This is a genomic window from Flagellimonas ulvae (assembly GCF_049333175.1).
In the GTDB taxonomy this organism is placed as follows: domain Bacteria; phylum Bacteroidota; class Bacteroidia; order Flavobacteriales; family Flavobacteriaceae; genus Flagellimonas.
Map to the genome: position 1 here is coordinate 2,159,165 of NZ_CP186325.1, position 21,504 is coordinate 2,180,668.

The 21,504-nt window shown below is 38.9% G+C and carries 19 protein-coding genes; all 19 read left to right on the plus strand.

Going from position 1 to position 21,504, the window contains the following annotated elements:
• Positions 1-1,041: a serine hydrolase domain-containing protein gene (locus ACOKFD_RS09945; RefSeq protein ID WP_422857794.1), complete on the plus strand. Its 1,041-nt coding sequence runs from the start codon at positions 1-3 to the stop codon at positions 1,039-1,041.
• 188 nt (positions 1,042-1,229) lie between these two features.
• Complete coding sequence (locus tag ACOKFD_RS09950; RefSeq protein WP_422857795.1) at positions 1,230-2,372, plus strand: NAD-dependent epimerase/dehydratase family protein; 1,143 nt, start codon at positions 1,230-1,232, stop codon at positions 2,370-2,372.
• A 132-nt stretch (positions 2,373-2,504) separates the two neighbouring features.
• Positions 2,505-4,460 carry a prolyl oligopeptidase family serine peptidase gene (locus ACOKFD_RS09955; protein ID WP_422857796.1) on the plus strand — a complete coding sequence of 652 codons (1,956 nt, stop codon included), beginning with the start codon at positions 2,505-2,507 and terminating at the stop codon, positions 4,458-4,460.
• Between the two features lie 335 nt (positions 4,461-4,795).
• Positions 4,796-5,446, plus strand: a complete 651-nt coding sequence (locus ACOKFD_RS09960) for a hypothetical protein (RefSeq protein ID WP_422857797.1) — start codon at positions 4,796-4,798, stop codon at positions 5,444-5,446.
• Between the two features lie 151 nt (positions 5,447-5,597).
• Positions 5,598-6,725: a P1 family peptidase gene (locus ACOKFD_RS09965; protein ID WP_422857798.1), complete on the plus strand. Its 1,128-nt coding sequence runs from the start codon at positions 5,598-5,600 to the stop codon at positions 6,723-6,725.
• An 80-nt stretch (positions 6,726-6,805) separates the two neighbouring features.
• Positions 6,806-7,330 carry a DinB family protein gene (locus ACOKFD_RS09970; protein WP_298997098.1) on the plus strand — a complete coding sequence of 175 codons (525 nt, stop codon included), beginning with the start codon at positions 6,806-6,808 and terminating at the stop codon, positions 7,328-7,330.
• A 256-nt stretch (positions 7,331-7,586) separates the two neighbouring features.
• Positions 7,587-9,074, plus strand: coding sequence for an ArnT family glycosyltransferase (locus ACOKFD_RS09975; RefSeq protein ID WP_422857799.1), 1,488 nt, complete (start codon positions 7,587-7,589; stop codon positions 9,072-9,074).
• A gap of 28 nt (positions 9,075-9,102) precedes the next feature.
• A complete protein-coding gene (locus tag ACOKFD_RS09980; RefSeq protein WP_422857800.1) occupies positions 9,103-9,723 on the plus strand; it encodes a hypothetical protein in 621 nt (206 codons plus the stop codon).
• 52 nt (positions 9,724-9,775) lie between these two features.
• A complete protein-coding gene (locus ACOKFD_RS09985) occupies positions 9,776-10,294 on the plus strand; it encodes a hypothetical protein (RefSeq protein WP_422857801.1) in 519 nt (172 codons plus the stop codon).
• A gap of 94 nt (positions 10,295-10,388) precedes the next feature.
• A complete protein-coding gene (ggt, locus tag ACOKFD_RS09990) occupies positions 10,389-12,128 on the plus strand; it encodes a gamma-glutamyltransferase (protein ID WP_422857802.1) in 1,740 nt (579 codons plus the stop codon).
• Positions 12,129-12,265: 137 nt separating this feature from the next.
• Positions 12,266-15,376, plus strand: a complete 3,111-nt coding sequence (locus tag ACOKFD_RS09995; protein ID WP_422857803.1) for a WD40/YVTN/BNR-like repeat-containing protein — start codon at positions 12,266-12,268, stop codon at positions 15,374-15,376.
• Between the two features lie 85 nt (positions 15,377-15,461).
• Positions 15,462-16,034: an ASCH domain-containing protein gene (locus ACOKFD_RS10000; RefSeq protein WP_422857804.1), complete on the plus strand. Its 573-nt coding sequence runs from the start codon at positions 15,462-15,464 to the stop codon at positions 16,032-16,034.
• A 126-nt stretch (positions 16,035-16,160) separates the two neighbouring features.
• Complete coding sequence (locus ACOKFD_RS10005) at positions 16,161-16,934, plus strand: GNAT family N-acetyltransferase (protein WP_422857805.1); 774 nt, start codon at positions 16,161-16,163, stop codon at positions 16,932-16,934.
• 131 nt (positions 16,935-17,065) lie between these two features.
• Complete coding sequence (locus ACOKFD_RS10010) at positions 17,066-18,121, plus strand: DUF4198 domain-containing protein (RefSeq protein ID WP_422857806.1); 1,056 nt, start codon at positions 17,066-17,068, stop codon at positions 18,119-18,121.
• Positions 18,122-18,123: 2 nt separating this feature from the next.
• A complete protein-coding gene (locus tag ACOKFD_RS10015; RefSeq protein WP_422857807.1) occupies positions 18,124-18,801 on the plus strand; it encodes a HupE/UreJ family protein in 678 nt (225 codons plus the stop codon).
• A gap of 108 nt (positions 18,802-18,909) precedes the next feature.
• On the plus strand, positions 18,910-19,482 hold the full coding sequence (locus tag ACOKFD_RS10020) for a hypothetical protein (protein WP_422857808.1): 573 nt from the start codon (positions 18,910-18,912) through the stop codon (positions 19,480-19,482).
• Between the two features lie 106 nt (positions 19,483-19,588).
• Positions 19,589-19,903 carry a hypothetical protein gene (locus ACOKFD_RS10025; RefSeq protein ID WP_422857809.1) on the plus strand — a complete coding sequence of 105 codons (315 nt, stop codon included), beginning with the start codon at positions 19,589-19,591 and terminating at the stop codon, positions 19,901-19,903.
• Positions 19,904-19,980: 77 nt separating this feature from the next.
• Positions 19,981-20,841, plus strand: a complete 861-nt coding sequence (locus ACOKFD_RS10030) for an HAEPLYID family protein (RefSeq protein ID WP_422857810.1) — start codon at positions 19,981-19,983, stop codon at positions 20,839-20,841.
• A 174-nt stretch (positions 20,842-21,015) separates the two neighbouring features.
• Complete coding sequence (locus ACOKFD_RS10035) at positions 21,016-21,501, plus strand: GyrI-like domain-containing protein (RefSeq protein ID WP_422857811.1); 486 nt, start codon at positions 21,016-21,018, stop codon at positions 21,499-21,501.
• Positions 21,502-21,504 lie beyond the last annotated feature (3 nt).

Sequence of the window (21,504 nt, forward strand, 5' to 3'; positions counted from 1 at the left end):
ATGAAATATCCCTTACTAATTACCCTACTGTTTTTAACGGTTAATTGCAGAGGACAGAAATCCTACGAACTCACTGAATTAAAATCCATTATTGCTTCAAAAACATATCCTAACATTGATGGAGTAATCATCTCTCAAAATGGAAAGGTACTGTTCGAAGAATATTTCAATGGTTTTGAAAAAGACAGCCTCCACGATACGCGCTCTTCATTTAAGTCAATCACAAGTTTGCTTGCTGGTATAGCTATTGACAAAAGACTATTTACTGTCAATGATGAAATAGAAAAATTCATAACTGAATGGAAAAATGATCCAAGAGGAAAGATAACAGTAGGAAACCTTCTGGAAATGAAATCAGGATTGGCCTGTGAGGGTTTTTTTGGCATTGGACCTGATTGCGAATCAGAAATGTGGGAAACCAAAGATTGGCTGAAGTACATTTTAAACATTCCGCTACGTCACGACCCAGGCCTGAATTGGGCTTACACATCAATGGAACCTGAACTCATAGGTATCATTATCTCAAGAACAAGTGGTTTGACACTTATGGAATTTGCCAAACGACATCTTTTTCAACCCCTTGAAATTGAAAACTACAAATGGTATATAACCCCTAACGGTGGAGGCTATGCTGCTGGTTCATTTTTTATGAAACCCATCGATATGCAAAAAATCGCTCAACTAGTTTTGGATAAAGGCAAATGGAAAGGTCAACAAATTGTTAGGGAAAAATGGATAAAAGAGTCAACCAATTGCCAGACCGATGTTGAAATGTCCTTTACACGTTTTGGTAGAACTGAAAACGCAAAATACACCACTGCAAAGTATGGTTATTTATGGTATCGCGAAAAATTAAAGTACAAGAATATCGAAACCGAATTATTGTTTGCTTCCGGTAATGGCGGGCAGTACATGATGGTCTTAGAAGACTACAACACAGCAATAACATTTACAGGTAGCAACTTTGGAAATTGGCGTGGGAAATTGGCGTTTGATATTCTATTAAAACATATCATTCCAATAGTAGAGACCGAAAAATAACTATAGGTAAGACGATATATAAAATAGCGTTTGAAGTCATAAAACGAAAGTATAAACAGAAAACAAAAGTCACTTTGAAACCAAAGGGTTTGTGAGTGAAAATCCATTACTACTCTTACGCGAAACTGCTACAGATAATTAAATCATTGATAAACCGAATAAGAAGACTGATAAAATAAAACTAGAAAATGAAAAAAAATAGACGCGAGTTTTTGGGAATGGGGCTTGCTTTAGGATTAACATCAATCGTAGATGCTAGTCCGGTAAAAAGCCTAATCGATTATAAATGGAATGACAAAAAACTAAAAATCCTCATTCTTGGAGGAACCAGTTTTTTAGGTCCGCATCAGATTGCATACGCTCTAAATCGAGGGCATAAAGTAACCACCTTTACGAGAGGAAAAACCATTCCCAGTGTTCACCAAAAGCTTTTTTCAAAAGTTGAACAACTCGTTGGGGATAGAGAGGATAATCTGGAAGCACTTAAAAACAGAACATGGGATGTGGTCATAGACAACTCTGGACGTAAAACGAAATGGACAGAAGATACAGCTCAATTACTAAAGGACCACGTCGGATATTACATGTACACTTCGTCTATAAGTGTTTATTATCCGTATTATGGAGAAGATTTTTCAGAAGAACGTTCGGTTGTATTGGAAGTGCCCAAAGAAGCAGAGGGAGATGCAAAATATACCTACGAATATGGCGTGATGAAGGCCAACTCGGAATTGGCGACGATAAACCATTTCGGAGCTGATAGATCTATTATCGTACGACCATCATTGATTGTTGGCCCTGGAGATCGTACAGATCGTTTTCCATATTGGTTAGCCAGACTTGAAAAAGGAGGAGATATAATCATTCCAGGAGACAGAAATGAGGTGGTCCAGTACATTGATGTAAGGGACTTGGCAGAATGGATGATACGCTTGCTTGAAAATAAGTCAGCAGGGACTTACAATGCTTCGGGCCCCGGTTTTCCCATGACAACCAATGCTTTTGTCCACGGAGTTCATGCCTGCTATAATTCTCCAGTGAACTACATACAAATTGATGACCTCAATTTTCTTAAAGACAATGAAATCATCGGAATTCAGCCATGGGTTATCCAATTGCCGGAGTATGCGGGTATGTCCCAAAGTGATAATAGTAAAGCCATTGCGGCTGACCTCCAATTTAGACCACTGGCAGACACCGTTATGGCCACTAAAGATTGGTGGTATTCGGATGCCATTACACAAGAACGCCGGGATAACATATTGAATGGCGAGCGCTCCTTTATGAATAGGGAAAAAGATATATTAACCAAATGGAAGGCAAGGAAATAATTTATAGCTTCACGGTTGAATGCTATAATGTAAAAATGGTTTAAAAAACAACAGATATTCCTCATGCAAAAACCTTTCATTTTTTTGATTGTATTGTGCTTTACAATTTGCCTAAGCGCACAAAAAAGAGCCATGACCACGGACGATGGCCTTAATATGGTCCGATTACAAGGTTCTTATATTTCTCCTGATGGCGGTCAAATTCTTTACGGTAAATCCGAATTGGATTGGGCAAAAAATAAACGTAATACCAAATACCATAGCATTCGTCCTCATGGGTCTGATGATTATCAATTTCTAGGTAAAGACGGTGGAAGTAACATCCAGTTTTCACCTGATGGAAAGTATATCAGCTTAATCCGCAGCGTAGAAAAAAAGTCACAATTGTTCTTACTCCGAGCCAATGGTGGTGAAGCCGTTCAGTTAAGTAAACACAGTGAAAGTGTTCGGTCATATCAGTGGTCTCCCGATGGTAAAAAAATCTATTTTTTAGCCAATCGCACACTTTCCAAAGAGGCGCAAAAGGACAAAAAAGATGGGTATGATCATGTAGTTGTGGACGAGGGTCCCAACGGACAGCGTGAGTCCGAATGGAGGCATCTGTTTGTGATTGATGTGGAGGATAAAAAGATTCAGCCGCTTCTAAAGAAAAAATTACTCATGGGCAATATGAAAGTGAGCCCTGATGGAAAACATATCGCCTATACGGCACGCACGGAAAATCGCAGAAATCAGGGAAATCTATCAGAGATTTTCTTGTATCATGTCGCAGATAGCTCTACTGTCCAGCTTACCGACAATAGGGCTCCAGAAGGAGGATTAGCTTGGTCTCCAGATAGTAAAATGCTCAGTTTCACAGCCGCGGATGATAAGACATGGGAGCTGAAAAACGCCAAGATTTGGACAGTGGATGTGAGTACAAAAAGTATCCAGATTCGTTCGGAAAAGTTTGAAGGAAACATACGCGGCCATTATTGGGCACCCGATGGAAAATCCATCTTCTTCAGCGGACAACAAGGAGTCAACTCCAACGTCTATCGCTTAAATCTGGAATCAGGGGATTACACCAATATTAGCAACGGAACAGGGACTTGGAGAATTCTCGGAATGGACAAAAGCCGAAGTAAAATGGTTTTAAGCTTCAGTGACTTTGATACGCCTACCGATCTTTACTTCTCGACCGTCGCTCCCTTCCAACCCAAAAAACTGACCAACCTCAACCCTTGGATTGAAAAAGATATCGAACTGGCCAAAATGGAACCCGTTCAATGGGAGTCAACCGATGGATTAGCAATTGAAGGATTGTTATTTCAACCCGCGAAATCCAATTCCAAAAAATCTCCTTTTCTACTTCATATCCACGGCGGTCCTGCTGGCGTGTTTTCCAATTCATTTAGTTATCGCTATCACGTATGGGCAGGTCTGGGTTATGTACAACTGGCCCCCAACGTTCGCGGAAGTAGTGGGTATACCGACACGCTCTTGCGTGGCAATATGAAAGATATTGGTGGAGGAGATTATAATGACCTCATGAGTGGAGTGGATTTTGTAATTGACAAGGGCTTAATTGACTCCAACAAAATGGCCGTACGTGGATGGAGTTATGGAGGAATTCTAGGAGGTACGGTGATTGGTAAAACCAATCGCTTCAAAGCTGCTTCTTTGGGTGCTATGGTATCGGATTGGCGCTCAGAATATGGTATCGGCTTTAACTTTGATGTTAGGCTATGGTACATTGGTGGAACGTTTTGGGAGAATCCGGAAGGATATCGCCAAAAGTCTGCCTTAACCCATGTTGAAAAGGTAGAAACGCCACTCCTACTCCTTCATGGAGACAAAGACATCACGGATACCGAAGCACAGAGCATGATGTATTTTGCCGCACTCAAAGATCTTGGAAAAACGGTACGATATCTAAAGTTTCCCCGTGAACCCCATGGTTTTAGGGAACCGCGCCATATTCGTACCAGGGATATCGAAGAGATAAAGTGGGTTCAAAAGTATACCCTTGGAAAAGATTGGAAGCCTTGGGAACGCAAGAAGGATAAAGAAGAAAAGAAAGAGGAAAACGAAAAGGATAGCAATTAGCAGATACCTCCTTGATCAAATTGTTCAATATAAAGCAGAGACAATGATTCAGCACGACCTCTCTACTCATAAATAATTTGATTTCTTGGCCTTAAAAAAATCAAAGAATTTTCCTGACTAAAATAATATGTGAGACCTTTTAGGTCAATTTACCCATGGTAAGCCCATGTCAACACATTGTCCTAAAGCAATATTCCCGTTCTAGTGGAAATGGACCTAAAAGTTCAAGTTTACACTGCATAAATCGCATTGGTCATGTTTAATGGAAAATCCGGGCAACCATTTAATTAGTCTTTTCGTCTTGTATAAACAACTAGAAATTGAAACAACATATTATGACTTCCACTAAAAGTACCATTCATAAAATAGAAATAATTGGAGCGATATCTGGTATACTATCAATCCTTTTTTATTTTAGTGTGGCTGCATTCTCATTTTTACCCGAGCCACTTGTCAGATTGTTTGGGTTTTCATTTCCCCTCCTTTGGATAGTTTCTTTTATGGGGTTATATAGCTTTTTAAGAAAAGAAGCCCATACCGCAACCCTTGAAATTGCTTATATATTTGGCATAATAGGAGGAGTCCTTGTTTTATCTTTAATAGTAATTCAGCTAGCGAACAATATCTGGCATAGTGAAGCTATGGAAGCTGCAAATTCAGAAGAAACCAAAAATTTACTAAAAGCAACTTTTAGAGGGACAAATAGGGTTCAATTGGGTTTAGATATTGCTTTTGATATTTTTATAACTATTTCCTGGTTTCTATTTGGTGTTAACATCATGAAAAGTCCGAGTTTCAATAAAATATTGGGAGGTGTAGGGTCTTTGCTTTCAGCTGGATTATTGGTGTTAAATATGACCACTTTCCCCAAACCCCCTGCTGAATCCGGGTGGTTTGATTTAGGGCCTTTTTTAGGTATTTGGGCACTTGTGTTTTATATTTGGTTTACTGCAGTCTTGTATAAAAGAAGAAATTCCATTGATTGAAACTAGATGTAATAATCTCTCAGCCATATCCGAGATAATAGAAAACTAATGGCTGTAGTCCTCTTGAATTTTCTTGTAAGAAGTGGTTACAGCCTACAATTGCCTAGTATTCTTTCACCTACTTTTAAGCAGGATCAACAAAAAAATTTATATGCCCGTACCTAGATTTTTATTGGTGATTTTAATACTTAATAGTTTGTTTTCCTTTTCCCAAAACAAAAGGCTAAGGGATTATGGTGTTGAGATTGGTGTTTTAAAAACCGGGAAGTACAATGCCATCACGGATGTTGATGGGGTCAAAGTGGGTCATACCACATTGATTAGTGGTAATAGTATACGAACAGGTGTAACAGCAATTCTGCCCCATGCTGAGAACATTTTTCAATTTAAAGTTCCCGCGGCTATTTATATTGGAAATGGTTTTGGGAAGTTGGCAGGTTATAGCCAAGTCAAAGAATTGGGAAATATTGAAACACCCATTATCCTAACCAATACGTTGAGCGTTCCGGTCGCTTCGGATGCGCTGATTACCTATACCTTGGAGGCTAATGAAAATGTACGCTCAGTAAATTCAGTAGTTGGAGAAACAAATGATGGTTGGTTAAATGATATCAGAGGGAGGCACATTAAATCCGAACATGTGTTAAGCGCCATACAAAGCGCTCAAGGAGGAATTGTAGAAGAGGGCAATGTGGGAGCAGGAACAGGAACCATTTGTTTTCAATACAAAGGGGGCATTGGGACTTCTTCCCGTATTATTCCCAAAGAATTTGGCGGATATACCGTTGGTGTTTTAGTCCAATCCAATTTTGGTGGGGTGCTGGAGATTAACGGAGCTCCCATAGCCAAAGAACTGGACAATTACCCCTCCCAATTCAAATATGATGTGGATGGTTCGTGTATGATGGTGGTGATGACCGATGCCCCACTGGACTCAAGAAACCTTGAAAGATTGGCCAAAAGGGCCATCATGGGATTGGCAAAAACCGGTGGAATCGCATCCAATGGAAGTGGGGATTATGTGATAGCAGTATCAACCGCAAAAGAGAACCGCATTCCCCATTTAAGTGATTCATTATTTAACGAGACCAAGGTATTACGCAATGGAGTAATAACACCCTTATTTTTAGCAACTATTGAAGCCACCGAGGAGGCCATTTTAAACTCCCTATTTGCCGCAGAAACAATGACTGGAAGGGATGGTCATACGATAAACTCCATTCCTAAGGATAAGATTCTTGACATTTTGAAGAAATACAATAAAATTAGTGAGGATTGACATCATCAGTGTCTATATGGAATAAACAGCATTACTATAACCATCCATTGGGTTCATGGTGAGTCAAAAAAATGAGATAAATGATTTTTGAACTTGACAAAGCGATTGAAATTCTTGAGAGAACACCGTCAACAATCGAGACTTTATTGGATGGAATCTCCAAAGAATGGCTAAAGCACAATGAAGGTGATAATACATGGAGTCCTTATGAAATTGTGGGACACTTAATTCATGGCGAAAAAACGGATTGGATACCAAGAGCCAAAATAATTCTCTCGGAATCACAAAACAAAACCTTTGAACCTTTTGACAGATTTGCGCAAAACAAGCAAGGTCAAAAAAAGACCATCTCAGAATTACTGAAAGAGTTTAAAAAATTAAGGACTGAAAATATAAAGGAACTACAATCATTGAACATCGACGAGCAAGCTCTAAAAAAAAGGGGTGTTCATCCGGAACTAGGTGAGGTGAACTTAAAAGAACTTCTATCTACATGGGTAGTACATGATTTAGGGCATATCTCCCAGATTTCAAGAGTCATGGCAAAACAGTACAAAGAAGAAGTGGGAGCATGGAAAGCGTATTTGGGAATCTTAAAAAGATAACGAACACAGAAAACAAGAATGCGGAAGCTACAATTTGAGCAATGAATACACAGACTATATATTTATTGAATAACATCTATAGTCATAAAGGTTATAATGCTATTAAGCTTTATCTTTAAGATTGTTGGGGTTTAACGCTGAAAAACCTTCGTGAATTTCCCAAGTAAGAACCATAACCAAGACCGTTATAAACTATTAAAATCAACCCGGATAATGACCTTGCACAACAGTAATAGTTACTAGTTGAACAGAACCAATGAAAAAGTATTTGCCAATAATCTTTACCCTGTCATTTCTAAAGCTACTAATTCAATGGTTTGGCAACAAGAACTATGGGTTTCATCGTGATGAGCTACTTCATCTATCGGTAAGTGAACACCTAGATTGGGGATTTATGGAATTTCCGCCACTTATAGGAGCGATTGGAAAAGTATCCTATTGGTTTTTTGATTATTCACTTTTAGGAGTTAGGCTTTTTCCGACCCTAGCCGGTATCGCCATTTTGATTTTATGCTGTTTGATAGCAAAAGAACTTGGAGGAAAGTCCAGGGCTATATTGCTAGCTGGAATTTGTGTCCTGGCTTTCCTACCATTTTATAGAAACCACACCTTATTTCAACCTGTTGCATTTGACCAACTTTTTTGGACACTAGGGTTTTACTTTTTTATAAAGTATATTAATTCAGAGCACAAAAAATTCTTGATTCTATTGGGAATAACTCTGGGGTTAGGGTTAATGAACAAATACACCATATTGGTTTGGGCGTTTGGCCTTTTTGTTGGTCTATTTTTCTACAAAAAAGGTAATCTATTTAAAAGTAAATGGCTCTACCTCTCTGCATTGATTTCATTGTTAATTTTCTTGCCCAATATTGTGTGGCAAACCCAAAATAAGTTTCCTCTTTTAAAACATTTACAAGCTTTAAATCAAAATCAACTTCATGAAATAAACCCATTTGAGTTTGGGCTTGAACAATTAAATTTCCCATTTACTTTAATAATCAGCCTTTTTGGTCTTTTTGCACTATTAATAGATAATTACTTAAGGAAATACAGAGCGGTTGGAGTTGCATTCATAGTAATCTTTTCTGCTATGTGGTTCCTCAATTCAAAGGCATACTATGTATTTGCAATTTATCCGGCTCTTTTTGCAAGTGGAGCAGTCAAGATAGAAAGTTTATTATCCAAAAAGCCTGTTTGGACTTATGTAATTGCATTTATCACCTTAACAGCTTCCATATATTTTATCCCAGAAGCTACGCCTATACTACCAATTGAAAAGTATGTTGAATACAAAAATCTTGAAGAAAAGAATGGACGCGTAGAGTTAACCGGAGATTACGCAGATATGTTTGGCTGGGAAGAACAAGTCAAACTAGTTGATAGTGTTTATCAGTCCCTAAGTCCAAAAGAGAAAAAAAATTGTGTCTTATGGGCTGAAAACTATGGAGAAGCTGGAGCACTTAAAATCTTGGGTAAACCCTATGGTTTACCTGATCCTATAAGCAGACATGGTAGTTTTTGGACTTGGGGACCTGGAAATAAAGATGCTGATGTTTGGATCAGTTTAGGTAACGAAAAACCATCGGTTGAATATGTTTTTGAAAAAGTTGAATTAGTAAAAATAATTACTCACAAATACGCAATTGGAGAAGAGAACGGAATTCCGCTATATATATGCAGAAAACCAAAAATTGATATAGAAGCATGGTGGAAAGATTATGAGGAACACATATTTGACTAGAAAAGATAAGGGCCAAAAGTTTATAAATATGAAGAACCCTAAAATACCCATTGTTGCTGTATTGCTCTTTTGGAATACCTTGTTCTTCGCCCAAAACAGTAGTCCATCAGAATATTTGGTGCTCAACACAGGTGACACCATATTTGGTAAGGTGCAATATTTCAAAGAAGGAAAGGTAATAAGCAAATTCTACAAAAAAGTTAAAATTATAGATGCCGAGGGTAAAAGAAAAAAATATGGAAGAAAAAAAGTCTCATCCTTCAAAGTAGATGGTTCTAGTTATGAAAGCTTTTGGTTAAGTCAACATTCGTACACCGCTCCAAGACTCTCTTTGGGCAATTCTAGGTATGATATTGATGTTAAAAAAGGAGAGCGGCACTTTTTAAAAGTACTCAGCAAAAGTGAGGTGAGCCACTATGAATTAGAGTGGATAGATTATGACAACAACGATTTACGGTCAATGGACTTGCTCAAAAAGGAAGGAGATTCTTTTTTCATAAGGGCGGATAAGGGTCTTCTTGGATTAAGAAGGAACGTTTTGATTAATTATTTCTCTAACTGCCCCTTAATCAAAGAAGCTATTAAAGAGAAAAAAATAAGAACAGTTGGACAAGTGGTTGGATATTACGGTAATCATTGCGTAGATTGAAGGTTGTTTAAAAAACAGTAACAAAACCAAAGCTGAAATCGTAAGGAAAAATATGAAAATCAGAAATCTATTAGTACTACTAACATTGGCAGCAATAAGCGTAATAAGTTGTAAAGAAAAAGAGGAAGTCAACCCTAAAGAAGAGATTGCACAAGAACCAAATCTTGAAGTGGAAAAACGGGCTATTTTAGAAAGGTTAAACAATGAAACAAAAGATGCTTTCCAAAGAGATTATGAGGCTTGGATAGAGAATTGGGTACATGATTCCACGATTTCAAAAATCTACGTAAACTTTGCGGACAGTACTTTTTCTGAATCAATAGGGTGGAAGAAAATAAGCCAGTTTGTCAAGACATACATTGAAGAACATCCTGAACCTGAACCCGTTCCAGAATTGTTGAATGACATTAATGTTCGTCTATACGGAAATGGAGCTTGGGTTACCTATGAACAACAAGATTCACTGCGAGGACTAAAACGCGAAACAAGGCTTATGGAGAAGGTAAATGGTGAATGGAAAATAGCTGGGATGCAAACTACTATCTACGGATTTAAAACCAACGAAAAGTAAAAAACAATTGCCACCAGTTATATAAACCATTAGGCTTTCTTGTTAACTTTATATAGCAACCATAAACCAGGCTGAATTTCCAAAGACTATAACCATGAAGAAAATAAATATACTCCTTGTGTTTATAGCGGTAGCATTCTTCTTTCAATGCAAGCAAAACACCTCTCAACAACTAAAAACGGTTACTTTAAAAAAACTGCCTAACGAGGGGGTTGTTGCTGCAAATGGTATGGTGGTCACAGCACATCCTATCGCTACAAAAATAGGGTTGGACGTTTTAAAAAAAGGGGGCAACGCTTTTGATGCAGCGGTCGCCGTAAAATATGCATTATCCGTTGTTTTGCCCAAAGCCGGGAATTTAGGTGGTGGTGGTTACATGATCTATAGAACTGCCGATGGCAAAAAGGGAGCACTTGATTTCCGGGAAACTGCTCCCTCCGCAGCTAGTCGAGATATGTTCATTGATACGAAAACCGATTCAGTAATAAAACAAAAAGCGCTTTTGGGGCATTTGGCAGCTTGCACCCCTGGTACAGTGGACGGTATGGACAAAATCTATAAAAAATTCTGTACTCTACGCTTTGACACTTTAATTCAACCTGCCATTGATGTAGCGAAAAACGGTTATCCTGTTTCAAAATATGATGCATGGACTTTTAATCGAGCTCAAAAGGATTTTCGTGCAGTTAATGATTCAACTATGCTGTTTATCAAAGATAAACCATGGATTCAAGGGGATTCCTTGATTCAAAAAAATCTGGCTAAAACTCTTGAACGCATTAGAGATTTTGGAAGAGATGGTTTTTACAAGGGAGAAACGGCTCAACTCCTTTTGGACGAAATGAATTCTGGTGGAGGTATAATCAGCAAAGAAGACTTGGAAAACTACAGTTCTGTGTGGAGAGTACCCATTGAAGGTGTTTATCGGGATTCTTTTAACATTATTTCAATGCCTCCTTCATCAAGCGGCGGCATTATCATCGTGCAACTCTTAAAAGGTTCCAATGCATATGACATCAAGAAAATGGGGCATAATACTCCAGAAACCGTTCATGTGATGACAGAGCTGCAACGCCGTGCATATGCGGATAGAGCTGAACACTTGGGGGATTTGGATTTTTATGATGTGCCCATTGAAATGCTTTTGGATGAGGACTATATCGCGGCAAGAAACGCTTCGATAAATATGGAAAAGGCTACCCCCTCGGCAGAAATTAAAGCAGGAAAAGTAGATAAAATCGAAAGCCTTGAAACTACCCATTTTTCAATAGTTGACAAGGAAGGAAATGCAGTTTCCATTACCACGACTTTAGTGGGTTATTTTGGCTGTAAGGTATTAGTAGATGATGCCGGATTCTTTCTAAATAATGAAATGAACAATTTTAGTCTAAAACCCGGTTTCCCAAATATTTTTGGCCTTGTAGGTGGAGAGGCCAATGCCATAGCTCCTGGAAAACGGATGTTGAGTAGTATGAGTCCAACCATTGTAGAGAAAAATGGAGATTTATTTATGGTCTTGGGTACACCTGGGGGCTCAACCATTATAAATGTCAATTTCCAAAACATAATCAATGTGATTGACCATGGCATGACCATGCAAGAAGCCGTTGATGCCAAAAAACACCATTCACAATGGTTACCGGATACTATTGTAATGGAAGAAGAAGCTTTGGATAGTTTGACTGTTGCTAGACTAAAAGAATTGGGACATGCCTCTTTTAGAGTAGTGGAACAATTAGGTCGTACAGAGGCTATTTTGGTAAGACCTGACGGCTCCTATGAAGGTGCAGCAGATAATACTCGAACCGGTGATGCTGTAGCTGAAGGGTATTAATTTGGATTCTGACAGGCTCCTAAACCAGTTTCCGTTCTCTTAAAAAATCCGTGGCTAAAATGGTCGGATTATAGTATCTTTAAGGTGTTTGCCTTTGATGGAAAGGCTACAAAACGACTAACGAAAACACCTTCCAAATGAAAAAAGCCTTCCCTAGCGCATTCGTATGTGCTCTACTCGCTTGTTTTTTCAATTCATCTGCTCAAGAATCAACGCAAAATGTTGAGATTGATACCAGTTTTTACAGTGGTCTAAAATGGCGAAATATTGGTCCCAAACGTGGAGGGCGCTCACTAGGTTGTGCGGGTAGCCCAAGCCGCACCAATGAGTATTATTTTGGAGCCACAGGTGGCGGATTGTGGAAAACCATAGATGGTGGCAATGAATGGAAACCTGTGACCGACGGTCAAGTAACAAGCTCTTCGGTTGGTGCTGTCGCCGTAGCTGAAACCAATCCGGACATCGTTTACATCGGTATGGGCGAGGTACAACTCCGTGGTAGCATAACCCAAGGCGATGGGGTATACAAATCTGAAGATGCCGGGAAAACTTGGAAGCATTTAGGGTTAAAAGAAACTCAAGCCGTGGCGAGAATAAGAATTCATCCTACAAATCCTGACTTGGTCTATGTGGCCGCATTGGGCCATCCCTATGGTGATAATGAAGAACGAGGCGTGTTCCGAAGCAAAGATGGAGGTGAAAATTGGGAAAAAGTATTGTACGTAGGACCAAAAGCAGGTGCTGTGGATTTAATTATTGATAGAAACAATCCTGATGTTTTATATGCTACCACTTGGCAAGTGTATCGCAAGGCTTGGAAGATGTGGGGCGGTGGAGGCCAAAGCAAGCTTTGGAAATCTACAGATGGTGGTGACACTTGGACTGACCTCAACCAAAATTCTGGGATGCCTAAAGGCCCCATTGGAAAAATCGGGGTTACGGTTTCTCCCGCAGATTCTAATCGGGTGTGGGCCATTGTTGAAGCTAATGAAGGAGGTGTCTTTCGTTCCGATGATGGGGGTAAAACCTGGGAAAAGACCAACGATGAACGTAAACTGAGACAGCGGGCCTTTTACTATTCCAGAATTTATGCCGACCCTTTGGACAAAGAAACTGTGTATGGATTGAATACACGAATGTACATGTCCACAGATGGAGGTAAAACATTTGATTCTATCATTCAAACCCCACATGGAGATAATCATGATTTGTGGATTGATCCAAATAACCCAAAACGCATGATTAATTCTAACGATGGAGGGGGCAATGTGACCATCAACGGGGGTAAAACATGGACAGAGCAAGATTTTGTCACCACGCAGTTCTATCACGTGATGACCACTAATGATGTACCATATCATGTTGCTGGAGCACAGCAAGATAACAGTACCTTGGCCATGCCAAGCGATGGTTGGAGCCACATGCAAGCCAGAGGCCATAACAAAGGTTGGTATTATGCTGTTGGGGGCGGCGAAAGTGGATGGATTACCCAACATCCTGAAAATTTGGATATTTTCTATGCAGGTAGTCAAGGAGCCCTACTAACGAGATATGACCGAAGTAATGGTCAAATTCGAGATATTCAAGTATATCCCCGATTCTTCTCTGGGGAACCTGCTGAGGCACTTCCAGAAAGATGGCAGTGGACCTTCCCTATAATGTTTGCACCTCAAGACAGTAAGGTAATGTACACCTGTTCCCAACACGTTTGGAAAACCACAAATGATGGACAGACTTGGGAAAAGATAAGTCCGGATTTAACCTATGCCGACCCAAGCACTTTAGGAAAAACTGGTGGGGTAATCACAATGGATATGAATGGTCCAGAGATTTATGCCACCGTCTTCGCATTGGCACCTTCTTTCCATGATATCAACACCATTTGGGCAGGTTCAGATGATGGGAAAATTCATATTACCCAGGATGGAGGTAAAACTTGGGAAGATATTACCCCTTCGGATTTACCGAAATTCTCAAGGGTAAGTATTATTGACGAATCAAAACACCGACCTGGTACTTTATATGTGGCAGCAAATCGCTATCAAGTGGATGATAGGCAACCGTATGTGTTCAAGACCCATGACTATGGTAAGACGTGGACCAAAATCATCAACGGAATTGAAGATGGACATTTTGCCAGAGCTATCCGCGAAGATCACGTACGGGAGGGGCTCTTGTTTTTAGCAACGGAACACGGTGTATATTTTTCAATGGATGACGGCGCACAGTGGCAAAGCCTACAATTGAACCTTCCGGATACGCCCATTCGTGATTTAGTCATTAAGGATAACGATGTGGTTCTGGGTTCGCATGGCCGTGGGTTCTGGATATTGGATGATATTCTTCCGTTACGTCAATTCAAGCCTGAAATGTTGAACCAGTCGGTAGTCCTTTTTGAACCCAGAGATGCTATTCGTGGTATTTCGGAAGCTTCAGTGCAATATTACCTGAAAGAACAACTGGACACCATTACTTTTGAAGTTCTGGATGTCAATAACAACCTCATTGATACGTTTACGGGGAGTAAAACGAAATATAAAGTGGATAAGAACATTCCCTGGTGGCGACGGGGCGGCTCTTCCAAACCAACCACCGCCAAAGGACTGAACACCTTCACCTGGGATTTGCGTTATAAAGGTGCCACGGATTTTGAGGGGATGATCATTTGGAGTGCACGACCTACGAGAGGTCCAAAAGCGCCCATTGGAGATTACAAAGTGAGAATCAAATCGGGAGACTACGAAAAGACCTATCCTTTTTCAATTCATATGAATCCTAATTTGAAAGGAATCACCAAGGAAGATTTGGACGAACAGTTTCAATTGGCGAATAATATTATGCAGAAAACAAGTGAAGCCAATGAAGCAGTTATTCATATTCGAGAGATAAAAAATCAGCTCAAGGAACATGAAAAAAAACTGTCCAGTACTATCATGAAAAGGACAATCACTCCTTTTATCGATAAACTAAGTGCTATTGAAGAAAACTTATATCAAGTTAAAAATCAATCGGGACAAGACCCATTGAACTTCCCTATTAAGTTGAACAATAGATTGGCTTCATTGCGACGCAGTGTCGAAAACGGGGATGCCAAGCCAACGGATGGCGCCTATAAAGTATTTCAAGAGCTTTCTGCCGAACTGGAAACTGAACTCAGCAACCTGAACACTATTTTGAAAAAAGATGGAGCAAAGGTGAACAAAGCTCTTCAGGGTATAGGAGCAGACAGTATAGAAATCACGAAATAGGAAGCTTAATATGGTTTGATTTCTAGATTCAAAAACCTTAGGCAATTTCCATTTAGAAATTAGTGCCATAATACTGAAAAACTCTGTGAAATATTTAATGCTGGTTTTATGTTTGGTTCTTACAGGCTGTAAAACTGAAAAGAAACCTGAACCGAAAATTATTGCGGAAAAGCAAAAGAATGATCAAATTGGAATTGATATTTCTCCCTCTGCAATGTGGAAAGATTATACTGAATCAAATCCTAGAGCAGAAAACGAGCAAATTCCCGAATCTGATTTTTTTCATAATAATCGAGAAGATGCAAATCGTCTTGCAGAATTAACTTTGAAGGGTAAAAAGAAGGCTTCTTCCGGGCTTTATCGCTTGTACAAACAATACAATGCGGACTTACCCACTGTTGGGGCAAAACAGATAATCACAGATTTTGATGGGAAAGCAAAAGCCATAATAAAGAATGTAAGTGTTGATACAATTCCGTTCAATAAGATTTCCAAAGAATATGCGGAACTGGATATGGGAACAGATATTGAACCTCTTAAAAAATGGAAAAAAGCACACTGGGACTTTTTTGAAAACTTTTTAAAGGAAAGTGACGAGAAGCCAACCCAAGAAATGCTGATAGTCTGCGTAAGATTTGAAAAAATATGGCCCAAGTAACATACTAAAAGCAGCATCATTTGTGATTGATTACTGACCTCAGCAACGAGCAAATTTCATTAAATTTATAGTACAGAGAAATCAAGGCTTAATCTAGGCCCTTAGGCTACATTCAAACAGCAAAAAGTGAAAAAATTAATTGAATTAAACCTCGAAAATATCGATTCAGAGCACATCTGTTGCGCCATATCAGACAAGAAATGTGCAGATAGCTATCAGGCAAAAAAAGATTGGTTGAAGAAAGAGTTTGCCAATGGATATGTTTTTAGAAGACTCGATGAGAGGGCAAAAGTATTCATAGAATACGGCCCTGCAGAAAATGCCTGGATTCCTATAACAGCACCCAATTACCTTAATGTCAATTGTTTTTGGGTTTCTGGAAAATATAAGAAGAATGGTTATGGAAAAGCCCTTTTGCAATCGGCAGTGGAAGATGCAAAAGCGCAAAACAAAAATGGCCTTGTAACCGTGGTAGGTACAAAAAAGTTTCATTTTATGAGTGATACCAAATGGTTATTGAGGCAGGGATTTGAAGAAGTAGAAAAGATTTCAAGCGGTTTCAGTTTATTAGCGCTAAAATTTAATGAAAGTTCTGAAAATCTCAAGTTCAATGAATCGGTATTGAGTGGGGAATGCCCTAACAAAAAAGGGATTGTAGTTTATTACTCCAACCGATGTCCTTTTGCCGAATTTCACGCATTGAACTCCTTGGTTGAAACGGCAGAAAAAAGAAATCTTCCTTTAAAAGTAATCAAGCTTAAAACAATGGATGATGCTCAAAATTGCCCAAGTCCTGCAACCATTTTCAGCTTGTTTTTAGATGGTAAGTTTATGACCACTGACCTCAGTGTTTGTATGGACAGTAGGTATGATAAAGTCATTGAGAAGGCAAAAAAATAAAAAAGCTCAAAAAGTGGAGTACTATACTCTAAAATTTTAGTTAAAAGAGATTAGCAGGGGGCATTTTTATGCTTTACTACGTGTGCCCAAAGTATGTTTAAATTGTATTTTTAAGGCTTTAAATCTAATCCATGCGTAAATCATTTTTCTTACTCTTAGCCATTTTACTCCTGTGCAGTCACAATCTGTATGTAAAAATGGAAACCTATTTTTGGCAGCCTAATCAAGAAGCTATTTTGAGCTTGTACAACGGGACTTTTGAACAGAGTGAAAATATCATCGCGCGAGACCGCATGTTGGATGCTTCTCTCATAGCCCAGGGCAAAAGAACAGCCATAGACGCTAGTCAATGGAAGGACCAAGACAGTACTATAACGCAATTAGCATTTAACACCGGTGAGGCAGGAACTTACGTAGTAGGCGTTGCTACCAAAGCAAGAAACATAGAACTCAGTGCAGAAAAGTTTAATGGTTATCTGGAGCATGATGGCGTTCTGGATATGCTTGAACAGCGTACCAAAGACAGCCTTTTGGACCAAGATGCGGTAGAGAGTTATGAAAAACATGTAAAAGCCATCTATCAGGTTGGTGACGTTAAAACAAACGATTGGGGTACGGTATTAGGCTATCCTATCGAGTTTGTCCCGCAAGCCAATCCTTATGAAAAATATAGCGGTGAAAAGTTGGAAATACAGTTGTTATTGGACAGTAAGCCATTATCCAACCAGTTGGTCTTTGCTGACTATATTAAAGACTCCCATTCCCATGCACATGACAGCCACAGCCATGAACATGAGCATGACGGGGAAAAGCACTCACATGATCACACAAACTCTGATAGTGAACACAGTCACTCCCATGAATCACATGGAGAAGAAACACATACGCATACCAATGGTCAGCAATTACGCACCAATGACCAAGGTATAATTATGGTCGACCTACCTGAGGACGGTATCTATTATCTAAGGACCATTCATATGACCAGAGTCACTGATAGTGACGAACTGACACATCAATCCAAATGGGCAACACTTACTTTTGAAGTGAGTCACAAACATGGTTCAGATACGCATACACATGATCATGACCATGATCACGAACACAGTCTTCCTACTTGGGTCTTTGTATTGGGCAGTTTGCTCCTCATTGGATTGCTATTCTTAATTTTTAGAAAAAAGAACTAGCAATGTATTTAAGGTTAAGACAGGTACTGCTGTTATTCGTATTGTTTGTTCCTCTTTTAGGATTGGCACATGACGTAACAAGTGCTGATCAAGAGATTTTACGCAACGGAGGCTTGTGGGCCTATGTTCGAGTAGGTGCCACACACATGCTCACGGGCTATGACCACCTGCTTTTTCTTACTGGTGTTATATTCTTTCTAAAAGGGTTTAAAGACATCTTGATGTTCATTACCGTATTTACTATTGGACATTGTATAACCCTTATAGGTGCCACTTATACGGGAATTACAGCAAATGAACACTTGGTAGATGCGGTGATTGCCATAAGCGTTTTGTACAAAGGGTTTGAGAATCTAGCCGGCTTTGAAAAATTAAAGGTAAAATCGCCTAATTTACTCCTCATGGTAGGTCTTTTTGGATTGATTCACGGATTTGGACTTTCTACAAGGTTACAATCCTTTGATATGGGAGAAGAACAATTTTTAGCAAAAATCTTGTGCTTTAACCTAGGTGTTGAAGTAGGACAGATACTCGCATTGATTCCTATTGTTTTTATAATTACGCTTTCGCGAAAACATAAACAGTTTCCCGCTTTTTACCAAGCAGTGAACTGGTATCTTGTGTTGGCAGGAATAGGTTTGTTTGCATATCAAATGTATGGTTTCTTTACTGGACATTGATGTTACTTAGAACTATCGTAATGATGTAAATATCATGTTTCTCCAGAAAAATAAGTAAGCCATCATAGTATGGGTGCACGAACAATTCCGATGATAAACAAAAGAACAATGAAAAAGGCTGCAATACTATACTTGTTTCTGACCATTGGGTTTCTATCCTGTAAAACATCTGAAAAAGAAATAAGCAAACTTGAAATTGCAAATCAATTTTATCAAGCACTCAACAATTCGGATAGTGCGGTTATGAAAGTTTTGTTGACTGATAGCCTCATAACCAAAGAAATGGATTACAAGTACATCCAAACATTCTCAAAAAAGGAATTTATCGAAGATTGGTTAAAATGGGATTCTGTATTTAGCCCAACATACAAAGTCCTAGAAATTGAGCAAGACAACAAAATTGTAAGAGCAACAATCTCAAAAACGGACAAGAGGATTCTCCTACTTCACAAAAAACCCACAGTGTGGAAGGCGGTACTTCGATTTGATGCCGATAGAATAGTCAGTATTGAACGTAGCAATGTGGTTTTTAATGACACTATTTGGGTACAGAACAGAACCAACCTGATAAATTGGATTAACCATAATCATCCAGAATTAAATGGATTCTTAAATGGTCAAACGGAATCGGTTGCCTTGAAGTATCTAAAGGCCATTGAACTATATAATAATAAAGACTAAGGTAAAATAACATCGACCTCATTAGTTATGAACTATGTTGAGTAGAATACGAAATAGCTTTTTTACTAGAATCCTTTGGGGATTTATTGGGCTTTATCTTCTCAATATGAGTGTTGACAGTGCAGACCCCTTCCCAGATTATATCCCAGAGGACCTATCTTTTAATGACCAAGAAAGCATTATCGAAATTTTGGTAGAACAGGTTTTAGGCTTTGAAAATGCTTTTGAGGAATACGATGACCATGACACCGAAGACCACAACAAAAAAAAGAATACGAAGATTGAACTATTGGTTCATATAATCAAAAACAGGGAAATCACTCATCAATATCTCACTGAAAAAGAAAGGCTTTGCCTTCATTATGAGGCGAGATTAACAAAAGGCTTCAAAGAAATAGATTCCCCTCCACCCAAAGTTTGATTTGTTTTTTATGATTCTTAAACCTCTATGACCGAAAGGACATAGGGGTAATTCTTAATGCTTAAAACAAATCAAAAATGAATATCAAAATAAAAACAATGCTAATCGTTGTATTAGCATACTCAACTTACGGACTATCTCAAATAACTGATAATGAAAAGGACAGTCTTTACATCCAACATTTTGAAGACCATAAAGAACCCGACAAAGTTTTGCACGCGGAACCCCTTTACATTGACTTAATTCGTGACTTGGGAGCAAGAAAAGGCGAAAAAGAATGGAACATAGGATTAGGGCTTACCGATAACTTGAAATTCGATTCTTACGAAGCTTTAATAGAATATGAGTGGGCTCCCATAAACAGGTTGGGATTAGAAGTCGAATTGCCTTTTACCTTTTATTCGCCAGTAAACGGGACGGTAAGGGATTCAATCCCATCCAACCAATTGAATAGTATAAAAATTGCTGCTCAATGGTCATTCTTTGTCAGCGAACCAATGGCTACTTCAATGGCGATAGGATACATAAACGAGTTTGAACTCTCAGAATTTAGAAACTTTGGAAGACCCTTCATTAAAGGAAATGTTTACAATCCTTTCTTAGTATTGGCCAAGCGTTGGGGGAATAACTTTCATTCATTGATATATACGGGTCCTCTGATAGAGCAAAACTTCGCCTCTAATAAGTTTAACACTACATATGACATCAATAGCAGTTTTCATTACATGATTTCGGGCACAAGAAACTTTCTGGGTGTTGAGTTTAACAAGACCATATTGAAAAAGGATTTTGACATGACCATTCGACCTCAGATGAGACTGGGAATTGCAGATAATTTGTTAATCGGAATTGTTGCAGGGATTCCGGTAAGTAGGGAAAATCAAAGGTTAAGCTCATTTGTTCGATTAATATGGGAACCCGGTCATAAAAAAGAATAAACAGAAACTCCCACCACGTATAGATGTAGTGCGGGGAAAAAGTTAAAATGGAGTACTTTGCACCTATTAAAGCTTTGGTGCCGGATACTAACACATTGGAATCCCGCACTTCGTTTATACGGGCTACTAACTTTGACATCCAAAGAAAAATTGCTAATCATAATCCATACTCCCTTGAAACCCAGAATTGAAACCTTACCAGAAAAGAAGCTAGTAGGAAATACAATGTCCATGAGTATTTCCCAAAATAAAACAGGCCAGCTTTGGAGACAGTTTGGTCTAAAAATCCACGAAATAAATAATCGTACATCTCACGATAAGATTTCAATGCAGGTTTATCCCTCATCCTACTTCGAATCCTTTAATCCTATGACCGAGTTCGAAAAGTGGGCTGCTGTAGAAGTTGAAGGTTTTACAAATGTTCCGCAAGGGCTGGAGACCTTTGTTTTGGAAGAAGGGCTTTATGCCGTTTTTGATTACAAAGGGTTAAGTTCGGACAACTCTATATTCCAGTACATTTTTACTGAATGGTTACCTAGTTCAAAATATGTTCTAGATAATAGACCACATTTTGAAGTATTGGGTCCTAATTATAAGAACAACAACCCCGAATCTGAAGAAGAAATCTGGATTCCGATAAAGCCTGTATCTGAAACTTAATCA